This window comes from Paenibacillus tarimensis (genome assembly GCF_021532315.1).
Lineage (GTDB): Bacteria > Bacillota > Bacilli > Paenibacillales > Paenibacillaceae > Paenibacillus_I > Paenibacillus_I tarimensis.
In genome coordinates this window covers 300,371-324,683 of the sequence record NZ_JAKGAO010000004.1, presented here as the reverse complement: position 1 = coordinate 324,683, position 24,313 = coordinate 300,371, and the positions used below count along the sequence as shown (strand labels likewise).

28 protein-coding genes are annotated in these 24,313 nt (G+C 50.9%); 4 read left to right on the top strand and 24 right to left on the bottom strand.

The genetic code is table 11. The features are described 5' to 3' along the window. Positions 1-85 precede the first annotated feature (85 nt). The 5 genes from L1N82_RS02785 to ypeB form a co-directional block, all read right to left on the bottom strand. Positions 86-661, bottom strand: a complete 576-nt coding sequence (locus L1N82_RS02785) for a lysophospholipid acyltransferase family protein (RefSeq protein ID WP_235285802.1) — start codon at positions 659-661, stop codon at positions 86-88. Beyond that, on the bottom strand, positions 658-1,368 hold the full coding sequence (gene cmk / locus L1N82_RS02780; RefSeq protein WP_235285801.1) for a (d)CMP kinase: 711 nt from the start codon (positions 1,366-1,368) through the stop codon (positions 658-660). Before cmk ends, L1N82_RS02785 begins: the two co-directional genes overlap by 4 nt. An 89-nt stretch (positions 1,369-1,457) precedes the next feature. Then, positions 1,458-1,694, bottom strand: coding sequence for a hypothetical protein (locus L1N82_RS02775; RefSeq protein ID WP_235285800.1), 237 nt, complete (start codon positions 1,692-1,694; stop codon positions 1,458-1,460). 75 nt (positions 1,695-1,769) lie between these two features. Continuing rightward, positions 1,770-2,423, bottom strand: a complete 654-nt coding sequence (locus L1N82_RS02770) for a flagellar brake protein (protein ID WP_235285799.1) — start codon at positions 2,421-2,423, stop codon at positions 1,770-1,772. Between the two features lie 75 nt (positions 2,424-2,498). Further along, positions 2,499-3,839, bottom strand: a complete 1,341-nt coding sequence (ypeB, locus tag L1N82_RS02765) for a germination protein YpeB (RefSeq protein WP_235285798.1) — start codon at positions 3,837-3,839, stop codon at positions 2,499-2,501. 65 nt (positions 3,840-3,904) lie between these two features. Between ypeB and L1N82_RS02760 the strand changes: the two genes are divergently transcribed. After that, positions 3,905-4,144 carry a hypothetical protein gene (locus L1N82_RS02760; RefSeq protein WP_235286162.1) on the top strand — a complete coding sequence of 80 codons (240 nt, stop codon included), beginning with the start codon at positions 3,905-3,907 and terminating at the stop codon, positions 4,142-4,144. Here L1N82_RS02760 and prsW read toward each other — a convergent pair. The 4 genes from prsW to L1N82_RS02740 form a co-directional block, all read right to left on the bottom strand. Further along, on the bottom strand, positions 4,134-4,829 hold the full coding sequence (prsW, locus tag L1N82_RS02755; RefSeq protein WP_235285797.1) for a glutamic-type intramembrane protease PrsW: 696 nt from the start codon (positions 4,827-4,829) through the stop codon (positions 4,134-4,136). The genes L1N82_RS02760 and prsW overlap by 11 nt on opposite strands. A gap of 34 nt (positions 4,830-4,863) precedes the next feature. Then, positions 4,864-6,114, bottom strand: a complete 1,251-nt coding sequence (locus L1N82_RS02750) for a Glu/Leu/Phe/Val family dehydrogenase (protein WP_235285796.1) — start codon at positions 6,112-6,114, stop codon at positions 4,864-4,866. A 138-nt stretch (positions 6,115-6,252) separates the two neighbouring features. After that, positions 6,253-6,864, bottom strand: a complete 612-nt coding sequence (locus tag L1N82_RS02745; protein WP_235285795.1) for a genetic competence negative regulator — start codon at positions 6,862-6,864, stop codon at positions 6,253-6,255. A gap of 183 nt (positions 6,865-7,047) precedes the next feature. Beyond that, the gene (locus L1N82_RS02740; RefSeq protein ID WP_235285794.1) at positions 7,048-7,431 is read right to left on the bottom strand and encodes a hypothetical protein; all 384 of its coding nucleotides are present in this window, start codon (positions 7,429-7,431) and stop codon (positions 7,048-7,050) included. 152 nt (positions 7,432-7,583) lie between these two features. On the opposite strand from L1N82_RS02740, the gene L1N82_RS02735 reads away from it, so the two are divergent. After that, complete coding sequence (locus tag L1N82_RS02735) at positions 7,584-8,525, top strand: polysaccharide deacetylase family protein (RefSeq protein WP_235285793.1); 942 nt, start codon at positions 7,584-7,586, stop codon at positions 8,523-8,525. On the opposite strand, the gene L1N82_RS02730 is transcribed toward L1N82_RS02735, so the two are convergent. From L1N82_RS02730 to L1N82_RS02720, 3 genes are read right to left on the bottom strand one after another with little or no spacing between them, the layout of a single operon-like run. Further along, on the bottom strand, positions 8,494-9,354 hold the full coding sequence (locus L1N82_RS02730) for a metallophosphoesterase (protein WP_235285792.1): 861 nt from the start codon (positions 9,352-9,354) through the stop codon (positions 8,494-8,496). The genes L1N82_RS02735 and L1N82_RS02730 overlap by 32 nt on opposite strands. A 53-nt stretch (positions 9,355-9,407) precedes the next feature. Then, positions 9,408-9,608, bottom strand: coding sequence for a hypothetical protein (locus L1N82_RS02725; RefSeq protein ID WP_235285791.1), 201 nt, complete (start codon positions 9,606-9,608; stop codon positions 9,408-9,410). 8 nt (positions 9,609-9,616) lie between these two features. Beyond that, positions 9,617-10,210 (bottom strand): CPBP family intramembrane glutamic endopeptidase, encoded by a 594-nt coding sequence (locus tag L1N82_RS02720; RefSeq protein WP_235285790.1) that lies wholly within the window; start codon positions 10,208-10,210, stop codon positions 9,617-9,619. A gap of 128 nt (positions 10,211-10,338) precedes the next feature. Between L1N82_RS02720 and L1N82_RS02715 the strand changes: the two genes are divergently transcribed. Further along, the gene (locus tag L1N82_RS02715) at positions 10,339-11,253 is read left to right on the top strand and encodes a hypothetical protein (RefSeq protein WP_235285789.1); all 915 of its coding nucleotides are present in this window, start codon (positions 10,339-10,341) and stop codon (positions 11,251-11,253) included. Here L1N82_RS02715 and L1N82_RS02710 read toward each other — a convergent pair. Further along, entirely contained in the window at positions 11,250-11,579 is a 330-nt protein-coding gene (locus tag L1N82_RS02710) for a rhodanese-like domain-containing protein (protein ID WP_235285788.1), read from the bottom strand. The genes L1N82_RS02715 and L1N82_RS02710 overlap by 4 nt on opposite strands. A gap of 375 nt (positions 11,580-11,954) precedes the next feature. Between L1N82_RS02710 and serA the strand changes: the two genes are divergently transcribed. Then, the gene (gene serA, locus L1N82_RS02705) at positions 11,955-13,547 is read left to right on the top strand and encodes a phosphoglycerate dehydrogenase (RefSeq protein ID WP_235285787.1); all 1,593 of its coding nucleotides are present in this window, start codon (positions 11,955-11,957) and stop codon (positions 13,545-13,547) included. 166 nt (positions 13,548-13,713) lie between these two features. Here the strand turns inward: serA and L1N82_RS02700 are convergent, their stop codons facing one another. From L1N82_RS02700 to L1N82_RS23370, 11 genes are all read right to left on the bottom strand, one after another. Continuing rightward, the gene (locus tag L1N82_RS02700; protein WP_235286148.1) at positions 13,714-15,165 is read right to left on the bottom strand and encodes a HAMP domain-containing sensor histidine kinase; all 1,452 of its coding nucleotides are present in this window, start codon (positions 15,163-15,165) and stop codon (positions 13,714-13,716) included. Positions 15,166-15,172: 7 nt separating this feature from the next. Then, on the bottom strand, positions 15,173-15,889 hold the full coding sequence (locus tag L1N82_RS02695) for a response regulator transcription factor (RefSeq protein ID WP_235285786.1): 717 nt from the start codon (positions 15,887-15,889) through the stop codon (positions 15,173-15,175). Positions 15,890-15,915: 26 nt separating this feature from the next. Beyond that, positions 15,916-17,181: a cytochrome c biogenesis protein CcsA gene (gene ccsA, locus L1N82_RS02690; RefSeq protein ID WP_235285785.1), complete on the bottom strand. Its 1,266-nt coding sequence runs from the start codon at positions 17,179-17,181 to the stop codon at positions 15,916-15,918. Further along, a complete protein-coding gene (gene resB, locus L1N82_RS02685; RefSeq protein WP_235285784.1) occupies positions 17,178-18,839 on the bottom strand; it encodes a cytochrome c biogenesis protein ResB in 1,662 nt (553 codons plus the stop codon). The genes ccsA and resB overlap by 4 nt, the downstream gene beginning before the upstream one ends. 33 nt (positions 18,840-18,872) lie before the next feature. Then, on the bottom strand, positions 18,873-19,400 hold the full coding sequence (locus tag L1N82_RS02680) for a redoxin domain-containing protein (RefSeq protein WP_235285783.1): 528 nt from the start codon (positions 19,398-19,400) through the stop codon (positions 18,873-18,875). A gap of 78 nt (positions 19,401-19,478) precedes the next feature. Continuing rightward, positions 19,479-20,222 (bottom strand): pseudouridine synthase, encoded by a 744-nt coding sequence (locus L1N82_RS02675; protein WP_235285782.1) that lies wholly within the window; start codon positions 20,220-20,222, stop codon positions 19,479-19,481. 159 nt (positions 20,223-20,381) lie between these two features. Next, positions 20,382-20,915, bottom strand: coding sequence for a spore maturation protein (locus L1N82_RS02670; RefSeq protein ID WP_235285781.1), 534 nt, complete (start codon positions 20,913-20,915; stop codon positions 20,382-20,384). 4 nt (positions 20,916-20,919) lie between these two features. Continuing rightward, the gene (locus L1N82_RS02665) at positions 20,920-21,567 is read right to left on the bottom strand and encodes a nucleoside recognition domain-containing protein (RefSeq protein WP_235285780.1); all 648 of its coding nucleotides are present in this window, start codon (positions 21,565-21,567) and stop codon (positions 20,920-20,922) included. Between the two features lies 1 nt (position 21,568). Beyond that, the gene (locus tag L1N82_RS02660; RefSeq protein ID WP_235285779.1) at positions 21,569-22,744 is read right to left on the bottom strand and encodes a D-alanyl-D-alanine carboxypeptidase family protein; all 1,176 of its coding nucleotides are present in this window, start codon (positions 22,742-22,744) and stop codon (positions 21,569-21,571) included. 151 nt (positions 22,745-22,895) lie between these two features. Next, complete coding sequence (ytfJ, locus tag L1N82_RS02655; RefSeq protein WP_407946682.1) at positions 22,896-23,486, bottom strand: GerW family sporulation protein; 591 nt, start codon at positions 23,484-23,486, stop codon at positions 22,896-22,898. A gap of 96 nt (positions 23,487-23,582) precedes the next feature. After that, positions 23,583-24,287: a DUF2953 domain-containing protein gene (locus L1N82_RS23370; RefSeq protein WP_235285778.1), complete on the bottom strand. Its 705-nt coding sequence runs from the start codon at positions 24,285-24,287 to the stop codon at positions 23,583-23,585. Positions 24,288-24,313: the final 26 nt, after the last annotated feature.

The following is a 24,313-nucleotide window of genomic DNA, read 5'->3' as shown; positions in this document are numbered from 1 at the left end:
TTGAAACACTCCGCAGGATTTAAAATAAAATCATTGTTCTTGTTATTATAGAATAAGGCATGTGTGAAAAGCTAACTAAGAATAGTTACCTGCTCAGCTCACGAATGTGAGCCATAATGACGTCAGTAACCCTCTCAAGCAGCTCGGGCTCCTTATCATCTGCAAAAATGGACAGGTCTACAGGGGGGCCATAGCGGACGACAACCTTGCCGAACAGCTTATAGCTGCCATTAATCGCGACCGGAATAACGGATGCACCGCTGCGCAGTGCAATCATGGCCGCGCCCTTCTTGGCTGCCCCTTCCATACCGGGAACACTTCGCGTTCCTTCAGGAAATATCCCCATCACATGACCATCCTTCAGCAGCTGCAGCGCCAGCTTGATGGATTCCTTGCTGACTCCGCCCCGCTTAACCGGAAAAGCACCGATTGCTGTAAGCAGAGCGCCTAATGGTTTGAAGGTAAACAGCTCAGCTTTGGCCATAAAGTGAACGCGTCGGCGTACCTTAAGGCCAACTGCTGGCGGATCAAAGTTACTGATATGATTGGAACAGAGCAGAACAGGACCCTGTGCCGGAACATGTTCCAGCCCTTCGGCTCTAATCCGGAATAAAAGTGTGTATATCACATCAAGCAAGAACTGGCATATCCGGTATATCATTGTGATTTCGCCTCCGCCATCCGGCTGCGGCCCAGCTCCATAATCCGCTGCACGACTTCATCGATCGTATAGTTCGTGCTGTCCAGCAGAACTGCGTCCTGTGCCATAACAAGCGGAGACACAAGCCTTTGCTCGTCCATTCGGTCCCGTTCGGCGATCTCCCTCTCCAGTTGCACCAGCGTATATCCCTGATCAGCACCGGATTCGTTGTACCGGCGTCTCGCCCGCTCTTCAACCGATGCGGTCAGGAACACCTTTAACTCCGCATCCGGGAGAACATGGGAACCGATATCTCTCCCGTCCATGACAACGCCTTTGGTAAGCGCCAGCTTACGCTGCTTGTCAACAAGACTGGTTCTGACTGGCTCTACTGCAGCCACTGCCGATACACCTGCTGTTATCTCCCGTGACCGGATTAATCCAGTAACATCTTCTCCATTCAGGAACACCCGCTGAACAGGGTCCCCCGGCTTCAATGTTATATCCAGATTCCTCACGAGATCATCTAACAGATCTTCACGGCTAATGTCGATATCAGACCGCTGTACGGCGAGTGTCACGGCTCTGTACATAGCTCCAGTATCAATATACACATATCCCAGCAAGCTGGCTACACGGCGGGCGACAGTGCTTTTGCCCGCTCCTGCGGGACCGTCAATCGCAATGTTGATCCGGTCTCTGTTAGTATGCTGCTCTATCGTTGCCAAAAAATAATCCCTCCACCATCAGGTAAGCAGGAAGCCCGAGCTTCACAGCACCCCAAGAAAAAAGCAGGCACGGCCTGCGAACGTGAAAATTATACCACACTAAAAACAGAGATGCAAAAGGCATCCCCAGTATAAGGGATGCCTTCCAGTCTTTCGGTCAGCAAGAGCCAGTTCCTGACCGGTTCATACTGAAGTGCAGCCTGCGCTATGATTAAGGCTGCTAACAAGGCCATCAGACACAAGAAGAGCCGGAAGCTGATCTCGTCAGCAATCCGGCTCCATTTTTCGCAATTGGTGCAGCCGCCGGCAAGCTTGCGCTTTCCCATAAACCCCTGGCACATCCTTCCGTGTTTAGAGTATAGGGTGCCCGCCCAAGCTGCCGGTTATGCGCATATGGCAGGCTACTGCTTACGGACTTCCAGCTGTCTTTCGAAGCAGAAGCGAATAATTTTTTGCCGTTCGGCATCCGAAATACTGATGTACTTCACCATAACCTGCTTACGCCCGGATTCCAGCGTTCTCACGCGTACGATCTCTGCCTTGAAATTAGCATGTTCGACAGAACCGTTCTTGTAAGTCAGCAGCAGCCAGCATTCCAGTGTATCGCCCGATTTAAGCTCGAATGAGCCTTCAGTTAGAAAGGAAATTCCGCCACCGCCGACATCATCTGTCTGAACGATAAACCGCTTATCACCATTGAGCCTGACAGCCATTTCCAGCTCAGCCGAAACCCTCAAAAAGCTGCGGCGCTGAATTTTGGTAATGGAATCCAGCTCTGGCAGCCTGATCTCTACCAACCGCAGTACATCCTGCCTGAAGCCAAGCACATGGGAGGTGAAATAATGCTTCACTCCCTCTTCATTGAGGAAAAACGCGGACAGCTCGTCCCCTAGATAAAGCTTCTTAAGCCGACCGGTCTTCTCATCCAGCGGAATTTCGATCAGCAGCCGGCCTTCCTGTATGTCGGCAATCCTTGACTTATACTCAATCTTTGCTTCTTCTTCATCTGAAGAAGCAACCTGCAGAATCAAAATTTGGTTCACTCTAGGCAGCAATGGACTCCCTCCTCCATAAGGCTGATTATAACATGGAGGATTGAGATTCAACTACCACAAAATAGCCCTTTTCTCCTATTCCATTGATTCAAACCGCTCAATCTTCTCTTCCTGTCCCGTATCGGCATTGATGTATATTCTGTAGCTGCCACCGTTTATATTACCTGTAAACTCATAGCAGAGCGTCTCCTCACCCATATCGTTTTCAATGAGGGCGAGCCGTTCACTTTTCAAACGAAGGGCAGGGTTTAATGCCTTACGTGCCTCTTTACTGTCCAGGGACGGCTTTGAGATGGTACGCTCATGGTGCGCATACACGAAATCCGCTGCCTGCAGCCCAATGATATCCCCGTTGTCCAGTGCTACCTTCACCGTCAGCTTCTCGGGATAGATCAGAACCTCATCCTGCAAGGCTGCAAATGTCAGCACAATGGCATTGTCTGTGCGGTCAAAGCTGATTGCCTGCATGTTGGGATAGCCATGGGTACGAAGAAATGAGGATGCAGCCTGCTCCGCAGTTCCCACGTCTACCGCAGGACTATCCACATCGCGGGGGTTCAGGTACCAGATCATCCGTCCGCCATTTTTGGTAAAATCCATCTTAATTTGCCGGTCGGAGTTCGGGTCGCTTACCACCGCAGAATAGGTTTGATATTCTGTGCCTTGTCCATTCTCCTCGACCTGTATGACTGACGCGTCTTTAATTCCGAGAAAATGAGAGGCAGATTGCCGGATATCTTCTGCGGACTTGGTTTCACCCTGCAGAAGCTTTAGAGTACGCTTCTCATACATTCGGGTAACAGAAGGCCCCCAGTCCAGCTCAGGGTATTCGCTGACCTTCTTGTCAACCGTCCGGAAGCCGTCCACAAGGGTATTCCCCTCTTGCTCCTCGCTTGAGGCAAGAGCCAGCTCAACATCCATCCATCTTAGATTCTCCTGCAGCACCTTAGTCTGCATGCCCTGCAGGTTAGTCGCGATGTCTTCGGAATTTTTGTAAAGCGTGAGCAGCATATCGTATTCTTTTTGCGTGAGCGGCTCTTTTGTCAAATCCCGGATCGCTGTCTTGTATGAGAAATTCGCGATCTTCGAGAGAAATTCTTCCGTACGCGTGAACGGCAGCAGTGTAAGCGGCAGCTGATTGATTTCATTCTGAGCTTCGTTCGTAATGCGCCAAACATTGATCAAGCCTTTGCGGTGATAAGCTTGTGAAGTCGAGTTAACCGCCAAGGTGTTACCAAGCTCCTCATGCAGCTTATCCACATGATAGGTCAGATCGTGAAAAGCCCTCTGATACTGATTTTCCGCCTTGATCAAAATCGAATTCTTTTCCTGATGCTCCTGATACCCCCAATAGGCTGAGCCAACCAGCAGCAGGGCTGCTACGGGAAACAGGACTGCGCTTAACCGTTGGTACATAAGGCAAAAGCTCCTTTCATTAACAAACCTGCCATTAGTGTGGTTTGTCGAAAGGAGCTTTATGCATGAGTTATTGGTTGTTATACCAATTGCTCTTCGATCTCGAAATCCTCGGTATTATTGCAAAGACATTGCTTAAAACCGGTATCAATTCCGCCTTTGTCACGCTTACCCCGCAGCACAAACTTCTCACCGCATTGATTGCAGCGTATTCTCACTTTAACCCTTACATTCTCCATAACAACCTCCTGGATAAGTTAGCAACTTTGTCCTTAGGCATTATGGACGGAAGACTCACATTTTAACCTCGTCCTCACGCCCTACAATCCGGAAAGGGGAGTGTGCATTGGCTCTGCGGATCTTGGCCATGCCTCTAATCCACAGCACAATCATCAAAGGAATAATAAAGTATATCCACGTCGTTTCAGCAGTTAGCATGATGTAGTCGTACAGGCCGTGCCAGAACAGCGGCAGGGCCAGCGAGAAGGCCAGCAGACGTCTAGTCTGCTGTTTCTCGGCAAATTTTGCTTTCCCCACGTAATAGCCCATCATGACGCCAAACAGCGCATGCGCCGATACCGGCAGCAGAGCCCTGACGAGCAGAGAACCAAACGTGGAAGGCATCAGAAGCGCGTACAGCACATTCTCCAGCGTGGCGAAGCCAAGCGAAATAGCAGATGCATAGATAATGCCGTCATATGGTTCATCAAAGATCGTATGATTGTAGATGATGTGATAGAGCACAAACCATTTAATGACTTCTTCGACGCCCGCAGAGATGACATAAGCGTAGATGAATGGCTCTTCTCCCAACCACAGCATAAGCCCCCGCTGTACAATGACGATCGGCAGCACAATCAGTACGCCGACAAGGAACATTCTCGCCACCATATGGAAGGGTTCTGTATCATACCGGTCTTTCAAATAAATATAGACTAGCAAAGACACGCCTGGAGCAATGGCTGCCGCCAAGATCGAGAGCAGCAGCATCTAACGCCTGTCACCTCCTTTACTGTAAAGCGAGCTATACCCAGCCGCGTAACCGTGCGGCCTCTGCGGCTTTCCTCACACCAACCATATAAGCGGCCAGCCGCATATTGACCTTGCGTGTACGGTGAACGTCGACGACCTCACGGAATCCGCGGACCATCATCGTTCTCAGCTTCGCATCCACCTCCGGCTCGGACCAGTAATATCCCTGATTGTTCTGTACCCACTCAAAGTAAGAGACTATGACGCCCCCCGAGCTAGCCAGAACATCAGGTACGATAAGCACACCGCGATCATTCAAAATATTGGTTGCCTCAAGCGTGGTTGGCCCATTGGCCGCTTCTACAATGGCACCTGCTTTAATCCGCGGAGCGTTATCCGCTGTAATCTGGTTCTCGATGGCAGCGGGCACGAGAACGTCACATTCCAGCTCCAGCAGCTCGTCATTGCTGATGGTCTTGCGGAACAGGTTCGTCACGGCTCCGAATGAATCACGCTTATCAATCAGATCCTCAATATCCAGCCCGTCCGGATCATGAAGCGCCCCGTGGACATCAGATATTCCAACCACCTTCGCTCCCGCATCAAACATAAACTTAGCCAGATAGCTGCCTGCATTCCCGAAGCCCTGGATGACAATCCGGGCATCCTTCAGCGGTGTCCCCATGACGGCAAGCGTCTCCTCGATCATTATAGCCACGCCCCGTGCAGTAGCTGTTTCCCTGCCAAGCGAGCCGCCCAGCACGATCGGTTTGCCGGTGATAAAGCCCGGAGAGTCATGTTCCCGGAGCCGGCTGTACTCATCCAGCATCCAGGCCATAATCTGAGAATTGGTCATAACATCAGGAGCCGGTATATCCTTGTTGGGTCCTACAATTTGACTGATGGCACGAACGTAACCCCGGCTCAGTCTCTCAAGCTCCCGGAACGACATGCTTCTGGGATCGCAGATGATACCGCCCTTCCCGCCCCCGTATGGGAGATCGGCTATGCCGCATTTAAGAGTCATCCAGATGGATAACGCTTTTACCTCTTCCTCGGTCACACTCGGATGGAACCGAACGCCTCCCTTAGTCGGACCCACAGCATCGTTATGCTGTGCACGGTATCCGGTAAACACCTTTACACGTCCATCATCCATACGGACTGGTATCCGGACTGTCAGCATACGCAGCGGTTCCTTTAACAGCTCGGCCATATCGGTACCATAGCCAAGCTTTAATAACGCTTCTTCAATAATTGTTTGAGTTGCTGCAAGCATCTCCTGATGATTATGCGATGCCATGGGATATCCACCACCTTCTACCAGTCTATTATGAACGGCTGCCCGTCTGCCTATGCGTGTTAATGGCGCCTCCCATGGAAAGACAAAAGAGCGCCTGCCGGATTTATGATCCGGTTCAGATGCTCTTTCGTTATACGATTATTCAAAATGATTGCATATTTCCTTCACTGCCCCTGCAGCAATCACAACCTTGCCGTACTCTTCGAGTACAGCAGAAGTAACGGAAGCAGCATCGCCGTATTCAGCGAGCAGCGCTATAATCGCATGATATTTGGAAGGCTCGGAGCCTGCAGGATCAAATGCAAGCATGTATTTGCCCTGATAGGCGTAAAGCCGTCCATCCTCTGTGATACCGGATGAAAGCAGTTTCTTGGAAACCGAGATGACGTCCTCAAAATCACGGAACGCATACATGACTGTATCACTCTGTTCGAGCGTAACTTCCATCTCATAAACCTCATCATCATGATCATCATCCGTCTCGGGATATCCGATATGATGGCTGTCCGTTTTGCCGCGGGTGACGATCACGACCATGCCTTGGGCCGGAAGTGCAAACACTTCAACCGCGAGAGGCCCGCTTGCGTCGAAGCCGAGTTCGCTGTAAGCTTGCTCCATCATCTCACTGAACAGCTCATGAACTTTCGGGATTTCGCGCCACATATCCTCTTTTTGGATCCCCCGTTCAAGGAGGTCGTCGAACGTCAGGAAAATGCGGATCTTGTCCTGACTAAGCCGTTCGATCTTCATGCAAGGAACCCCCCTTTGCAGCATCGGTTATAACATCGTATGAACCGTATTAAGATATGTGATAATAAATTATATGTATCTATGTTATCATGTCTGCTTCTGAAATGCACTATTTGGACCTGAAAAAGAAATTGGCCCGGCCGCCTATATTTACAGGCGGCCGGGCCAATTTAGACAGTCTGATTAATTCGACGCAGTCGAGGCGGCCGTATCAGCCGGAGTGGCTGCTTCCGTCATGATTTGTGCCGCCTGGTTCTTCACCTCAGGGTCACTTGTCACAAGCTGCGCAATCATATTCCAGGAGCTGTCCTGGCTCTGGATATTGCTGCCGGTCGCGTTGAAAGCAGCATTTTGAGCCGCAGTATTTTGGGCCGCAGCCTGATTTGGCTGCTTCTCTTTGCCGAATTTACGGTCAAGGGCATTCTCGATCATTTTTCCCTTGGCTCCTGCTACTAGTCCGCTTGCCGCATCCCCAACCCATGCAAAGGACCCCGGACGCCTTTTTGCAAGATAGGCAGCAGCCATAACACCTACGATCCCACCGACCAAAAAACCGCTCATTCTCATAACGGGTACCTCCCTTATTAATTCGGTTCCTGGATTAGTTTGTCCTGTTCATCTTCAGCAATCCGGATCAAAATAAGGAAAGTGAGGGTTCTGGAAGTGATATCGGGGTAATGCTAGAATAAATTACAATTATCTAGCATATGGAGGTTACCATGCAAACCAAGCGCTATTCTTTCGTTGCCATACTTATCCTTGCCTTCACGCTTGCGGCCTGCGGGCAAAACGAAAACATGAATGCTGTTCACCCCGAGCAAACCGCTGAAACTGACAACAGCCCGGCGGGTACTTCACCGGAGAAACCAGAGTCCTCCGTTACCCAGCCGGATGATAACACAATAGAAGTAGCACCCGGCCAGGCACCAAAAAATACCGGGGGTAACGCAGAGAATGCAGCTGAGGCAGCGGACAGTACGGAGTCAGATTCCTCCGATGAAGAAAAGCCAGCTTCTCCACTCTACCGTATGAACGATGCGTACCGATTCATCCCTATTGATGAGAATACGCCCTCAAAAGTGGTTCTGCTGACCTTCGATGACGGGCCGAAAGAGCATGAGCTTTTGGAAAGCATGCTCGGCACGCTGGAGAAGCATAACGCCAAGGCGGTTTTCTTCGTTAACGGCTATCGTGCGAAAGCAAATCCCGAGCTGCTCAAGTTGATTGCTGACAGCGGCCACACCATAGGGAACCATTCCTGGGATCATATCGACCTGAAGAAAGAACAAGCTGATGAGGTCAATAGGCAGATAAGTGATGTTCAGGAGCTGGTTAAAGAAGTAACGGGCAGCCAGCCCAAGCTGTTCAGGCCGCCGTTCGGCTCTGGAGACGACAAAGTGAAGGAAATCGCTAAGGAACATGGGATGCTGTACATGACCTGGTCGAACGGTTCGCTCGATTGGGACCCAAAGAACAAAAACAAACCGGACGCCGTCATCACCAATGTTATGGATCAACTGCATCCGGGAGCCAACATACTAATGCATGAACTGCCGTGGACAGCGGAGGCTCTTGAGCAGCTGCTTGCTAAGCTGGAAAACAAGGGATATGGCTTTATTGATCCAAAGACTATTCAGGCCGATTACAATAACGAAGAGTAAGCAAATGTGCCTCGGCAGGCGCGCGCAGCCGCAGCGGGATTTTGGAAGTGCCGAATCCCCGGCTGACTAACATCCGGCATTCCCTGCCGATTGCTGCACCGGATTGCTGCAGCTGAAACCATCCTCTTGGGAACAGCTTCAGCGATCTGGAATTAATGACAGCGCCTGCGAAGGGAACGACGATCTGTCCGCCATGTGTATGACCTGCCAAGATTAGATCTATCCTGTTCCCTTCGCCGCCAGGCAGCCTTTCTGCAATAATGGGATCATGCGCGAGAAGAAGTGTAAAAGGCTCTTTCCTGCCCGCAGTAGCTTCGTCATTATTTCCCAGTGCAAGTCCGAGCCGATCTCTGCGGGTTTTTGGATCATCGACACCGGCCAGTCTGATCACACTTCCATCCTGCTTTTCAAGCATAACGGACTCGTTCACCAGAACCCGCACCCGCTCTTCATTAAGCAGAACCTCCAGCTCCCGGACAGGCTCATCATGATCATGATTGCCGTATACCGCATATACCGGTCCAAGGCTTGAGAGCAATTGTACATTCGCTCTGGTCCGCTCCAGCGGAACGCCGCCTTCTCGAAGATCACCGCCAATAAGCACCAGATCCACACCTTCGGATAGCACCGGATCATCAAGAAGCTTAAGAGGCAGTCTCCTCCGGTGAATATCACTGACAAAAAAAATCCGCGTCCCGTCAAAGGACGCAGGCAGATGATTAAGCCTCACTTCTTCAGAATGGACTGCTGTACAGTATGCCTCCTTCAGCATCCAAATAACAACAAATGCCATGATCCCGGCAGACAGCAAAGCAGCCGCAGTGAACATTCAATCGACCTCCGTGACTGTCTTGTTAATCAGATATGAAGAGAGCCGGATATTCATTGCCCGGACATTTGGCGTCCATACCAGAAAAGCCCGGCAGCAAGGGCCATAAAAAGAAAAATCAAGGAGTTGTAAAACCACTTGGTCACCTGCTGCTTGCTTGATGGGTGCTTTACCCGGCGCGGGGGAAGCGCCTCCTGATCGGGTTTTTGCACGATATCTTGATTGGCCGGCACAGCCGGCTGTCCGCGTTTCATTCCCCTGCTCATGTTTCCCTCCGGAATCGAATAATGAGTCCCATAACCATATCTATTGCAAAATGTGCTGCTATCGGCGCCCACAGTGTACCCGTCTGAATATAAATCCAGCCAAGCGCATAGCTGATAGAAAAAACAAGCCCGGTCGGAATCCAGTGTCTCAAATACCGCACATGAATGGCCGCAAAGAGAATACTCGTCCAGTATGGGCCGAAGGCGTGCTGCAGGGCTCCTCTGAAGAGCATCTCCTCACATACGGCTACAACAAATGATATCACCAGTATATGCCAGACAGGTCTCCTACGGAACAGGCGTTCATTAACGCCTCCGTCATCCGCCGCCTCTTCCGGTATCCACCTGGACAAAATAAGATCGACCGCCACAACAGCTGCCGCCAAACCGAACCCCCAATAGAGAAAAGCTGGTCCTGCAGGAAGTACCAAAAGCGAAAAAGGATTTCGCCCCTGAAAAAAAATCCATGCCAAACCGATAATAAGTGTAAGAAGTTGTGTGAGGTACAAATTCATCAGCAGCATCCGGTCATCCAGTTCATCTACTGAAACTTTCCGGATTTTGATGTTCTTGATGTCGAATTTTTTCATAATTCCCTTCCTATCACAAGGTTCGTTATTCCCTTTTTTGTCATTATAACCTATACTATTTAAGACACATACCGCCATAATTCGACATCTATCAACTTTACCCACTACATATATTGAAGGAGATTGTCATGGAAAAGCGTTTAACTCGTACCGAAATGCTGTTCAGTCTTGGATTTATCTTTATGCTGGTCGTAGCGGTTGCCGCATTTCTGTACGGCATGAAGGTCGGTGCTGAAGAAACCGAAGCCAAATACGTCCCGAGCAAAAAGTTGAATGCTGAGGTTGCTGAGAAAGACACCGCGTACCAGCAGCAGGACCTTGTATCCTACTATCATACCGTATTTTTACCATATCGTGAATTTTTGAATGAATGGATAGCTGAGACGGACCGAATGAAGATGGGCTTAACTGAGGAGCCTGCCGGAAAATTAAAAGAATTGGCTGCGATGGCGGACAAGCAGTACAAGGAAGCCGCTAAAGCTTCCCTTCCGGCCGCTTCGCCGCTTCTTGTCGACGCTCATACCAGCACATTGAAAAGTCTCAAGCTGTTCAAGCAGGCTGCTGAAGCGCAAGCAGCCGCTGCCCAAAGCAGAACATCGGCAGATACTGCCGCCCTGCTCTCCAAGGATGCCTACTACAAGCAGGCTGCCGATTATGCCCTGCAGAGCCAGCAGGAATATTACAGTGCCATGCTGAAATGGGGATCTGCTGTCAATAAGAAGATACCCGGCAATTATGAAGCTCCGAGCCTTCTCGATCTTGCGACCTGGAAAGCACAGCCTATTCTCGTAAAGAACAAGCTGATTGCTGATCAGCTGGGGGCACGCAAGCTCCTTACCAGCTATCAGCCTCAGGATATGACAGCGCGCATCGATGCTTTCATTTCGTCTGGCCAGGCTGCCAAAATGAAAATCAAGACTGTCTCCGCCATCATTGACCTGCTCCTGGGAACAGAAGCCGTACGGGGCGGAGACTTCATGTCCAATAAAGCAAGATTCTACAGCAAGGAGCTGCTGCCGCAGCTGCCGTTCTTCATCTCTTAATCGTATTGGAATCCGTTCAACAACGCTGCAGCCGCTATTCCGCCAGTAATATTGCGGAGGCGGCTGTAGCCTTGTCTGGACATATAGCTGCACACATGAATGCTGCGCACGCCGTGGGCGCAGAGAATATACCATTCTCTCTCCTTAGGCAAAGATTGCAGCGATTCTTGAATCGTACTCATAGGAATATGCTTCGTGCCCGGCAGGTGATAGTAGTCCCATTCCTCCTGCTCGCGGACATCTATAATACTGGCTGTGTCCACCCGGCCCTCTTCTAGCCGCTTGAACAATTCCACCGGGCTTATATCCTCCCACTCATCCGCCATCTTATATCCTCCATCTCGTTCAATATCACTGTGCCGTATTATGACATAAAGAGGCACAATACGCCAATTACGCTTGAATGATAACGAAATTTTCACATTTCATCAAGTTTGCCGATTGCATTCTTGCGCACTAATGCTTTAAAATAGGAAAGGACAAGATAATTATTCCGTGGTAGCAGGATTAACCTGAAGCATGGAATAAGCTATACTTACAAGAGCCGTTACTCGTCGTAGCGTAAGCTCACATGCGAGTAACGGGAACGAGCTAAACAGCAAGCAATGCCGGTCTAACTCTCGTCCCGCCGAAGCGAACGGTACCGGGAACGGGAGTTTTTTCCTTTTACCACCACTATGATTATGGAGGCGTGTTGCATTATGTTTAAAGTACTCGTATCGGACCCCATCAGTGACCTTGGTATTCAGCAGCTTGTCGATGCTGATGATGTATCAGTCGACAAGAAGCCTGGCCTTAGCGAGGACGAGCTGGTCGCTATTATCGGCGAATATGACGCACTGCTCGTGCGCAGCCAAACCCGTGTTACCGAACGGATCATGGATGCGGGCAAACAGCTTAAGGTTGTAGGGCGCGCAGGCGTTGGTGTTGACAATATCGACCTTCCGGCAGCTACCGAGAGAGGCATAATCGTTATCAATGCCCCTGACGGCAACACAATCACGACTTGTGAGCATACATTTGCTATGATGATGGCACTTGCCCGTCACATTCCGCAAGCTTACGCTAAGACCATAAATGGTATCTGGGACCGCAAGACTTTCCTTGGCGTAGAACTTCGCAACAAGAAGCTTGGCGTACTCGGCATGGGCCGGATCGGCAGCGAGGTAGCATCACGAGCCAAAGCGTTTGGCATGGAAATCCTCGCCTATGACCCGTTCCTGACTGAAGACCGCGCCAATAAGCTGGGCGTTAAGCTGTCTTCCGTAGAAGACATCGTCCGTAATGCGGACTTCATGACTGTCCATACTCCGCTTACCCCTGAAACCCGCCACATGATCGCGGGCCCGCAGTTCGAAATCATGAAACCCGGCATGCGGATCGTTAACTGTGCCCGCGGCGGCATCATTGACGAGCAGGCACTAGTGGAAGCAATTGATAAAGGTATCGTAGCAGGCGCTGCCTTTGACGTATTTGAAGTGGAGCCGCCAGAGAAGGATCACCCATTCCTGACGAACCCTAAAATTATCGTAACTCCTCACCTTGGTGCATCGACCGTCGAGGCTCAGGAAAATGTTGCGATCGATGTTTCCGAGCAGGTCCTTCATATTCTTCGCGGCGAAGCGTTCAAGAATGCCGTTAATATGCCTCCTGTACCAGGTGATGTCCTGAACAAGCTGCAGCCTTACTTCTCCCTTGGCGAGAGACTGGGCAGCTTTGCCGCTCAGCTTGCGCATGGTGCAGTTGAAGAAATCACCGTCAGCTACTCAGGCGATCTCGCAGATGTGGATACACAGCCGCTGACCCGTTATGTTGTAAAGGGTGTGCTGTCCCATCATCTTGGTTCAGATCAGGTCAATCTGGTTAACGCGATGCACCTGGCAAAGACCCGTGACCTCAACATTGTGGTTAACAAGTCAACCGCCCACAAAGGCTTTACTAACCTTGTGACGGTTACCCTCCGCACACAGAGCGAGGAGCGTCTTGTAGCAGGTACACTGCTCACCGGTTATGGCACCCGCATTGTACAGATCGACAAGTTCCCGGTTGATGTCTCGCCGGAGGGCAACCTTATCCTTGTCAAGCACAACGATAAGCCGGGCATCATTGGCCGTGTAGGCACCCTTCTTGGCAACAATGACGTCAACATCGCGACTATGCAGGTAGGACGGAAACTGGTAGGCGGAGCGGCTATTATGGTTCTCACAGTGGATAAGGCAGCTTCCAAGGAAGTTATCGCTGAGCTTGTCAACCTGCCGGATGTTAACAAAGCTAAGGAAATCCTGCTCGTCTGATCGTAGAAAATAACCATTCAGGGCTGTCTCTGTGTCATTGCGAATGACACAGGGACAGCTTTTTGTATGCCTCATATCGTTCGTATACAAAAAACGGCCGGGCAGGGATACTTCCCTGAACGACCGTTATTGCAGTTCATTGTTTCACGAACAACAAGATTAAACCCTACGTTTCGCGCGGCTTGGACAGCACACCGGGCACTTCGACAGGAAGCATCAGGGTGAAGACTGTTTCTTCTCCCAGCGCACTGGCAACCTCTATTGTACCGTTGTGCGCTTCGATAATATTCTTTACGATTGCAAGGCCAAGCCCTGTTCCGCCGCTATTTCCCCGCGTACGGGCTTTATCCGCCTTATAGAAGCGTTCAAAGATAAACGGAATATCCTCCTTTGGGATTCCCTGGCCTTCATCTTTAACTGCCACTCTGGCATACAATTTATCCTTTACTACCGTTTCCTCAGCGGAAATGATGATCTCTTTTCTTTCGGGTGTGTGACGAATAGCATTGTCCAGCAGGTTCGTCAGCACTTGTTCCAGGCGATCCTCATCAGCTTGCGCAAGCAGGATGGGATGACCAGGCAGATAATAACGAAGTACAATTCCCCGGTCCTTAGCATAGACCGAGAACTTGCGGTGTACACGCTTGATCAATTCACTTAAATCTGCTTGTTCCAGCTTCATCTCCATGTGACCGGCTTCCATTCGCGCCAAATCAAGCAAGTCCTTCACCAGCCGGCCCATCCGCAGCGACTCGTCATGTATAACCTGGACAAGCTCATTGCGTTCTTCAGGGGAAGCTGCAATATCATCAAGCAAGGCCTCACTGTAGCCCTGCAGCATGGAAAGCGGTGTACGAATCTCGTGGGAGACATTTGCCACAAAATCTTTGCGCAGCTTCTCAAGACGGTATTCTTCTGTCACATTCCGAAGTACGGCTACCGCTCCTCTTACACTTTCCTTGGATTTCAGAGGAGCCATAACAATGGACCATACATCATTTTGCACATGCATCTTATCCGTCTGGTCCCTGCCCTGACGCAGGACATCCCGGAACAGCCCGTAAAGAGGTGCAGGCACGGAGCCGTACTTTTGGAGCTGTCCAGGATCATGCTCCCTGGAGATCGAGCTCCACTGCTCCATAATCTGTTCCCCTTCAGGGTTTGTCATAATAACCTCCCCGGTAGCATCAAAGGTAATAACAGCGTCCGCCATGCTGCGTAGAATGCTCGACAGATGATCCTTCTCGTGCTGCAAATCTCCTATAAGCTTATCCACTTCTGCTGCCATATGATTAAAGGTCCCGGCAAGCTCACCCAGCTCATCCGAGGAACGGATAGGCACTCGGGTCCGGTATTCGCCCTGGGCGATAAGATCAGCAGCCTTCTTCAGCTGAAGCAGCGGCTGTGTGATCTTGAACGATAGGAAAAAAGCAAAGAAGGTGGAAAGCGTAAAACCGATTATACAAGTGATGATGAAGAGCATCTTAACATCATCAGCATTCGTAAAGGCGATATCGATATATTGGAGCAGGAACATACCCAGTATAATCAGCACCACGGCCACCAGAGCCATGATCGTAGCCCACAGCTTGCCTACTACGCTGCGCAAGAACCGCAACACCATCTTACTTCGGCACCTCTAACTTATAGCCGACTCCCCAAACGGTCGTTATCATGGCCGCCGCATCCGGCGAGACCTTGTTCAGCTTCTCGCGCAGACGTTTGACATGCGTGTCTACCGTGCGAAGGTCACCGAAAAACTCGTAATTCCACACATCCTTGAGCAGATCCTCACGTGAGAATACCTTATCCGGCGAGATAGCCAAGTAATGCAGAAGCTCGTACTCCTTTGGTGTCAGGCTCACTTCATGTCCACCCGCCGTTACCCGGTGGGCATCATGCTCGATCACCAAATGAGGGAACACGATATTGTTGCTGGTGTTCGCCTCCTTAGACAAGAAAGCTGTTGCAGAAGAACGCCGAAGAATAGCTTTGACACGGTAGATAACTTCTCGCGGACTGAACGGCTTAACGACATAGTCGTCAGCTCCTACTTCAAAGCCCTGGACTCTGTTCATCTCCTCGCCTTTGGCTGTCAGCATAATAACCGGGGTAGCCTTAGACTGTCTAAGTCTCGAGCAGACCTCTATTCCATCCATACCAGGCAGCATGACATCCAGCAGAATGAGATCAAACTCATCGGTGGTAGCGATTCTAAGAGCCGTCTCACCATCCTCCGCTTCCTCAATGATAAAGCCTTCCTTCTCCAGATACATCTTCAGTAAGCGGCGGATCCGCTCTTCATCGTCAACGACTAGTATGCGGTGAATTTGTTCGGACATAGGTTGATACTCTCCTTTGGGAACGGTTATCCGTCAACCCCGGCGTATGAATGCAGGCCGGCAATAATGAGATTGACACCAATTAAAGTAAACATTACGACGATAAATCCGATTACAGCCAGCCAGGATGAGCGGTGGCCCTGCCAGCCGCGTGACAAGCGAAGATGGAGGTAAGCACTGTAGTACAGCCACGTAATCAAGGCCCAGACTTCCTTGGGATCCCAACCCCAGAACCGTCCCCAAGCCTGCTCCGCCCATATCATGGCAAAGATCAGAGCACCCAGCGTAAACACCGGGAAGCCGATTGCAATTGAACGGTAGCTGATTTCATCCAGATCCTCGGGATCGATTCCTTCCAGAGTCGGATGTATCACAGCACCGAGCGGCTTGCGGAACACCAGCCTCAGTATTCCATACAGCAGTGTACCGGCAATAATTGACCAGATCACCGTATTGAGCTTACGCCCTGCATTTACGCCATTCATCCAGGACGGCGCTTCGAAGAGCGGCGACTCCATGCCGAGGAAAGGCTCAACAGCAGTTGTTACGCTATTGTATGGCTTTACAATCGGCGGAAGTGTATATTCCACTGTATCTTCTGTAATGGACTCCGCACCTGTCTTGTCATATGAGATGTTTGTCTGGGTGAAGCTGGCCTGATAATCCATCCCTCTGAATAGGAACACAGCACCGATGAAGCCAACAATGACGATAATCACATACAGTGTGAATTCAATCCACCGCTGAGCGCGCTTTGCTGCCTTATCTGTACCCTTAAAGTCAATTACACGCAGAAGGTACATTAGTCCGGCCGCAAACCCGACCGCGAAAAACGCTTCTCCAAGTGCCGCAGTCGTTACATGAACCTTAAGCCAGTTGGACTGCAGCGCCGGGACAAGCGGCTGGACCTTCTGCGGAAATACGGCAGCATAGGCCACAATCACGATGGTCAACGGCAGCGCGAACATACCAAGCAGCGGAGACCGGTATATCAAGTAAATAATGGTGAAGGCGATCATGATGGACATGCCAAGGAAAGTCATGAACTCATACATGTTGCTTGTCGGTATATGTCCGGCTCCTGCCCAGCGCGTGAAGAAAAACACAAGATGAGCAGCTAGTCCAATCGTCGAGAAAACAAACCCGATTCTGGACCACTTGCGTACATGCTCCTCCGGCTTGCGGTTGCTCCACTTCCGGCCAGCCACCGCAATCACATAAAAGAGAAAAGCGAAGCAATACAGGAAAAACGCCGCAATAAAGGCGCTGCTGCTAATGTCTAACCAATTCACGTCTTGTTCCCTCCGTTATCAAGCGACTTCGGATCCACCTCAATGTCCACCTTGCGCAGAACAGCTGCTACGTCATTTCTCATACCGTACCAGTTCTTGTTCGTATGCGCGCCAAGAGACAAGATGCCGTTGTCGATTCGCAGCCAAATTCTTCGATGGTTCCAGTAAAACCCCATTACGAGGCCAATCATAGATATAGCAGCGCCCACCCATATATACGGCATCGCTTTATCGACCCGGATATTGAGGTGAGAAGTAGCGCCCGATATTTCCACCTCTTCCATGCTGTCTACCCGGAATTCAATCCGGTCCGCAAGCTCCCTATTCAGCAGATCCTGACTGAAGCGCTGCTTGTCCACCTGCTTGGGAAAATAAATAAATGTCTCCCCGGCTGGGTCCAAATCCGGACCCTTCACCAGAAACAGAAACGCCGGTGCATTGGGCTCTCGTGATTTCGTAGCCGGTTTCCCTTGTTCGTTAATGGTAAAATCCATGAAGCGGGTGATCAACTCCAGACGATAAGGTCCTAGCTCATACAACAGCTCGGGTTCCGTGATAGACAAGTGAAATGGCCCGTAGGCCTCGCCTGTTTTCTTGTCCACCAGCATCGGATTGACGGCTTTCAGCTTCGGAGTCGGATCGTAATCGAACTGGTACGCCTTAAGGCCCTTGTAGCTCAGCGGAGAGTTTACGATGATGTTATGTTCTGCCACCTTCTCCAGTACCGGATCACCCATGATGTCTGTGCAGTTGTCTACACATTCATATAGCTCAGCCTTGGTCTCATACTTCTTCGCCCGTGCCGTGTCCTGCAGCTCTTCAGGCAGCTCCTCATTACTGTAATAATCCACAGAAAACTCCACGTTCTTAAGATAATAGTTGGTATCCGCCAATCTGACGGTATCCCCTTCGGGCACAGCTGCATACGTATCCATATGCCAACCCGGAATACTGCGGGCTAGAACGGCCAGAAGAAACAGGATAAGACCGATATGGTTGATATACGGTCCCCACCGGCTGAAACGGTTCTTTTCCGCAAGCAGTGCATCCCCGTCACGGTAAACCTTATAGCGCCGCTTGCGCAGCTGCTCACCAAGTCTGGCCGTCCAGCCTTCGGTGTCCGTATCTTCAATCCGCCCTGTATACACAACCTTCTGTCTCGTAATAAACTGCAGATGCTTACGGATTTGCTGCTTATTCAATGCTTTATAAAGAGGAAGCACACGGTCGAGACTGCAGATGACCAGCGAAGTGCCAATCATGACGAGCAGTCCGATAAACCACCAGGATTCATACGTATGAGATAAGCCGAGCATATAATAAATTTTCCCCGGCAGCCCATAAGTGTCTTCATAATAGTCCGGATCATTGAAATTGATAAAGGTGCCTTCCTGCGGATAGATTGTGCCAAGCATGGCGCCAAGCAGCGTGATGACAATCAGAATAACCGCAATTTTTACAGAAGAAAAAAAGTTCCATACCCGGTCAATCAGTCCCGGATTAGCTTTTTGGGATCGTCTGGCTGCACCGTCATACCGCATTTCCAGCGGCGCATTGTCCCCCGCGAGCTCCGCAATCAGCGGCTTTCCGCATGATTCACAAAGTACTGTGCCGGCGTGATTTTGATGTCCGCATTCACATTTGGTGTTCTGAAACAATCGCGTCGGTCCCCCTCCCTGCCGCCTGCTCGGTTAACCCTGCAGCAGTTTTTCAACTCTGGCATTAATGTCCTGCTCTGTCATGCCTCCGACAAAAATGTCCTGAATCGTTCCTTCGGCTGTCACGAAAAATGTTGTGGGATAAGAACGCAACCCGTATCTTTTTTCCACTGTTTTCCCATGGTCCCTGAGGATCGTATAGTTAAGGTCAAAATCCCTCAGGAAGCTTCGAACGGTCAGATCATCCTCGCTTAGATTAATCGCCAGAATTTCCAGACCTTCGCTGCGCCATTTGTCATACTGATTCTGAAATTCCGGCATTTCCTTAACACATGGCGGACAAAAGGTGCCCCAAAAATTGATGATAAGCGGCTTGCCCTTGTAGTCCTCAAGCTCGTGAATTTCCCCATCTAGTCCTGCCAGCTCGAATGCAGGCGGCTTGTCCCCAATCTTCGGCGCCCCTCCGGACGCAAACAACGTCTTGCCGATGGCATAACCGCCCAACAGCAAGACGCCGATCAGGATGACAATTTGGACAGGCTTACGCATCTTACCCTTCATTCGTTCATCCCCACCCTTGTTTGACGGCTTTACCTTCCATTATAGCGAAATGTCTAAACCCGTGTATTTCGACAATTTTCACTTTTTATGAACATTATGTGTCTTCTTGGATGAGCCCATCAAATCCTTCACTTCGCGGGGCGTCAAATGCCGGTATTTGCCACGTGGAAGGCCCTGCAGTGTTAAGTCACCGAACTTTACGCGCTTCAATAGAATTACAGGGTGCCCGATGGCCTCAAACATCCGTCTAACCTGACGGTTGCGGCCCTCATGAATGGTAATGCGGATAGTCGATCGCTTACTGTCCGGGTCAACATCCTGATACTCTATTTCTGCAGGCGCAGTCATGCCGTCCTCCAGTTCGATTCCCTTCTCCAGCTTCTCAAGAAGCGAGCCGTGCGGCACGCCCTTAACGGTCGCATGGTACGTCTTAGGGACATGGTGGCTCGGATGCGTCAGCAGATTGGCAAACTCACCGTCATTGGTAAGCAGCAGCAGACCTTCCGTATCATAATCCAGTCTGCCTACCGGATACACGCGCTCCTTAATGCCTGGCAGGAAATCTCCCACAACCTTGCGTCCTTCCGGATCGCTGGCGCTTGTGATGACGCCCTTTGGCTTATGCAGCATCAGGTACAGCTTCGTTTCACTGCGTATCTTGCGGCCGTTCACCTTAATTTCATCTGCAGCCGGGTCAGCTTTCACACCAAGTGTTGTAACAATTTCACCATTAACCTCTACCTTGCCGGACAGTATGAGCTCCTCACACTTCCTGCGGGATGCTACACCGGCTTGAGCCAGTATTTTTTGTAAACGTTCCAAGTTGGTTCACCTCATCTACCATCATACCCATAGAAGTCCAAAATCACAAGCGTACCGCAAGGCATGAGATCTTTTGTTGCACACAAATAGAAGACCGCCAGATGTCGCAAGACATTAGGCGGTCATTAAGCTCCTCATGGTCAGCTTCTGATCTTCTTCTCAGCCGAAAACAAGCAAACAAATAAATACAGCAGCCAGAAACCCTACAAGATCAGAGAACAACCCGACCTTCAGAGCGTATTTTGTTTTCCTGATGCCAACGGCTCCGAAATAGACGGTTAGCACGTAGAGCGTCGTATCTGTACTGCCCTGGATCGTGGATGCAATCCTGCCGATCATTGAATCAGGACCATATACCTTGATTAAATCTGTCGTGTATGCCAGTGAGCCCGCTCCTGTAATCGGCCGGAGCAGACCAAGGGGCAGCACCTCGCCGGGTACCCTCATCCAGGCGAAGAGCGGTTCCAGCACAGCTACGATTGCATCCATAGCACCGGATGCACGGAACATGCTGATCGCCACCATCATACCAACCAGATGTGGGATCAAGGAGACGGCTGTACCGAAGCCTTCCTTAGCTCCATCTACGAAGGATTCGTACACCGGTACCTTGCGGAATGCAGCATATAAAGGAATAAATGCGATAAGTGCAGGTATCATCCAAGTTGAAATTACAGTAATCCATTGATACATGCCATCAGCCACCCTTCAATGCGGCGGTGGGCTTGGCTCCGCCAGCATGAGAACCGCCGGTATGTAAGGGAGGCTTAGTTGAGCGTCTGCGGTACCACCTATCCGCCAGAATGGCAGCAGCTGTTGCCACTGCAGTTGCCGCCAGCGTTGTCCCCACAATCTCGGCGGGATTGGCTGATTCGTAGCTCATCCGTATGGCGATAAGCGTGGTAGGCACTAAGGTAATACTTGATGTATTAATGGCCAGCAGGGTACACATCGCCGGGGTAGCTGTTTCCTTGTCGGGATTTAGCTTCTGCAGCTCCTGCATCGCTTTGATTCCCATGGGTGTGGCAGCATTGCCTAAGCCAAGAAGGTTCGCGCTCATGTTCGACATGATATAGCCTATTGCGGGATGGTTGCGGGGCACATCGGGGAACAACAGGCGCACGAGCGGGCCCAGCAGGGAGGCCAGCTTGCCGAGCAAGCCCGCATCCTCCCCGATCCGCATGAGTCCCATCCAGAATACCAGAACACTTATCAGCCCGAAGCATACGGTAACGCCGGTTGTAGCTCCATCAAACGCCGCTTCCGTTATTGCATCCATGCGCCCGGTAAAGGCGGCTACGATGACACTTGACACAATCATGATCAGCCAAATCCAATTTACCATGTCAAGCCGCCTCCTTCCCCCCGAACAGCGCACCAAACACCGCACGCACCGCGCTTATCCAGCTGTCACTCTTACTGCCAATTTCGATATTTTCAGATTCACTGCCGTTCCTCTGATCCGTCCTTGCCGAAGTGTCAGACGGCGCAGCGATAGCCCTCACGGGTACGGAACCGATCAGCTTGCCGTCAAGCGAAATATTGATAACGCCAGCGTCCCCAAGTGCGTAACGGACGTCCTGGGCAGGGCGGCGCACCAGCTTGGCCGTCAGGCGGGATTTTTCACCCTGAGCAAGCGGGTACCGGAATGCGGTTCTGGCAGCTACGGTGGTCAGCTTCTGGCCTTTCTTAATAACGGTCTCCAGCGGGTAGTTGGCAAAGCCCCAGTCCAGCATTTTACGATGGTCGTTCCAGTCATCACCGTCATTCAGCGTGACTGCCGCAAGCTGCTGGCCGTCCCGGGTAGCCGAGCTGACCAGACAGCGGAAGGCAAGCTTCGTATAGCCGGTCTTCACTCCGTCCGCGCCTTCATACATGGACAGCATCTTATTCTTGTTATACCACTTATAATCCCATTGCTCATTCGGATTCGGCGCTGACTTCACCTTTGTCTTGACGATCTCTTTGAAAGTTTGATTTCGCAAAGCATAAGCCGTTAGACGGGCCATGTCGTTGGGGGAGGAATAATGATTGTCATGGTCAAGCCCGTGCGGGTTCATAAAATGAGTCTGGTCAAGTCCAAGCTCCTCTGCCTTTTGGTTCATCAAGAAGACGAAACCTTCTTCCGTCCCACCTACATGTTCAGCAATAGCGGTTGCCGCATCGTTACCGGAACGAAGCATCAGCCCGTAGAGCATGTTGTGCAGGCTCATCTCTTCCCCGAGCTTCAAGTAAATAGAGGAGCCCTCCTTACCCGCCGCACGCCTGCTTGTCTTCACAGAATCCGACAGATTGCCATGCTCGATTGCCACAATGGCTGTCATAATCTTGGTCAGGCTCGCGATCCGCATTCGCTCATTACCGCGTGTGCTGTATAATATCCTGCCGGACTCCACATCAATTAAGGCGGCCCCCTTGGCGTTGGTGTACAGCTTCCCATGCGCAGCAGCCACATGGCCTCCTGCCAAACTGGAAGTTAAGAGCAGCACGAATGCTGCCAATGCAGATACCAAGGATTTCATGCTTCAGCAACCTCCTTACAATCTTCCCTGCCTGTCCGGCTGGGGGTCTTGTACATTATATGCTTACGCGCAGCCGTTATGTCCCAAAAGGCAGCCTATCCAGCAAAAAGCTGCCCCTCTGTTTAGAGGGACAGCCGGTTGCATATTCGATCTAGATAAGACTGTTGTCGTCGTCACTCGATTGATTCGTGCTATCCGTGCTCGAGCTCCCCGAGGAACCCATCGAAGATCCACCCATCGACGTTCCGCTCATGGAAGAACTCATACCCATTCCGGGTGTCATGGAACCCATACCAGTTGAGCCCATAGCCCCCATACCCATTGAACCGCCGCCGCCCTTCATCATGTTCTGCAGCTTGTCGAACACTTTTGGCGCAGAATCCATAACCTTCTCCCACAGATGTGTGGAATTATCGAGGGAAACGATTTTTACGCCCTGCGAGCCAACTACGAGGAAAGCGATTGGCGTGATGGATACACCGCCGCCGCTGCCTCCGCCAAATGGCATAGCTACGGTCGGATTGTGATGTTCAATTGTTGTGTTAGCAGTCGATGTTTCCGTAACGGCGTCCACACGGTAATCACTGCCGCCGGCAACGAAGCCGAAGCCGACTTTAGAGATTGGCATGATGATGCTGCCGTCCGGCGTTTGTACCGGGTCACCGACGATGGTATTAACGTCGACCATCGCTTTGATGTTTTCCATAGCGGTTTCCATTAACCCTTGAATCGGATGTTCCATCTCCATGTTCTTCATCCTCCCTTTACGAATAAGCATAGTTCTGCTTTGTTAGCTTTCCCGCGACCGGTATTCTTATGCATGCGCCTTTATTGAACTTTAGAGATTCCGCGACAACCGTCGTGGCAGCAGAACACGGCCCCATGCCCTGAATCCGCCTTTTACAGCGCGTATGCGCCCTAGCAGCCGGACGCCCACCACCAGCAGCTGGATAACCCTGATCTTAGCTGTGCTTACAATTTCCGTCGTAAAGCTGGTCTGGTTGAACAGCGGCTGTACATCCATTTGCGGGATGGTTTGCAGCCGGACCATTTGGGAGAATACCCCCATTACAGACGATTTGGCCGACCAAGCCATCCCCGTAGTCATAGCCGTCCAAACGGCATCGCCTGTTCCCAGCTTTGTCGTCCAGATCCACTCCGTAATCCTTGTTTTGCACAGCATCTGCTTAGCGATACCAGTCAAGTCACGGGTGTACTTAAGCAGATCGTTCAGCTTTTCCACCAAACGCATAATTGTATGCCGGTCAATGGTTTCCTCGGAGGTGCCTTCTCCCCCGGGTGTTATTGGTGTTCCCGACTGTTCCCTTTTGAATACAAGCTCCATGCCTTTCAGCTTGGCAATCGGGATTTCCAAATGGTACCGTACGAGCCCGAACAAGGCCAGCAGCTTAATCTCAATGTGATCATTCTCGTTTTCCCGGCGTATCACACTCTTAATGACAATATTGGACATCAACACCGCGACTGCGAGGAAAAAAAAGAGACCTGCCGCGATCCACCATCCGACTGGGATTCCAAGCACCTGTAATCACCAACGCTTCCTTAATG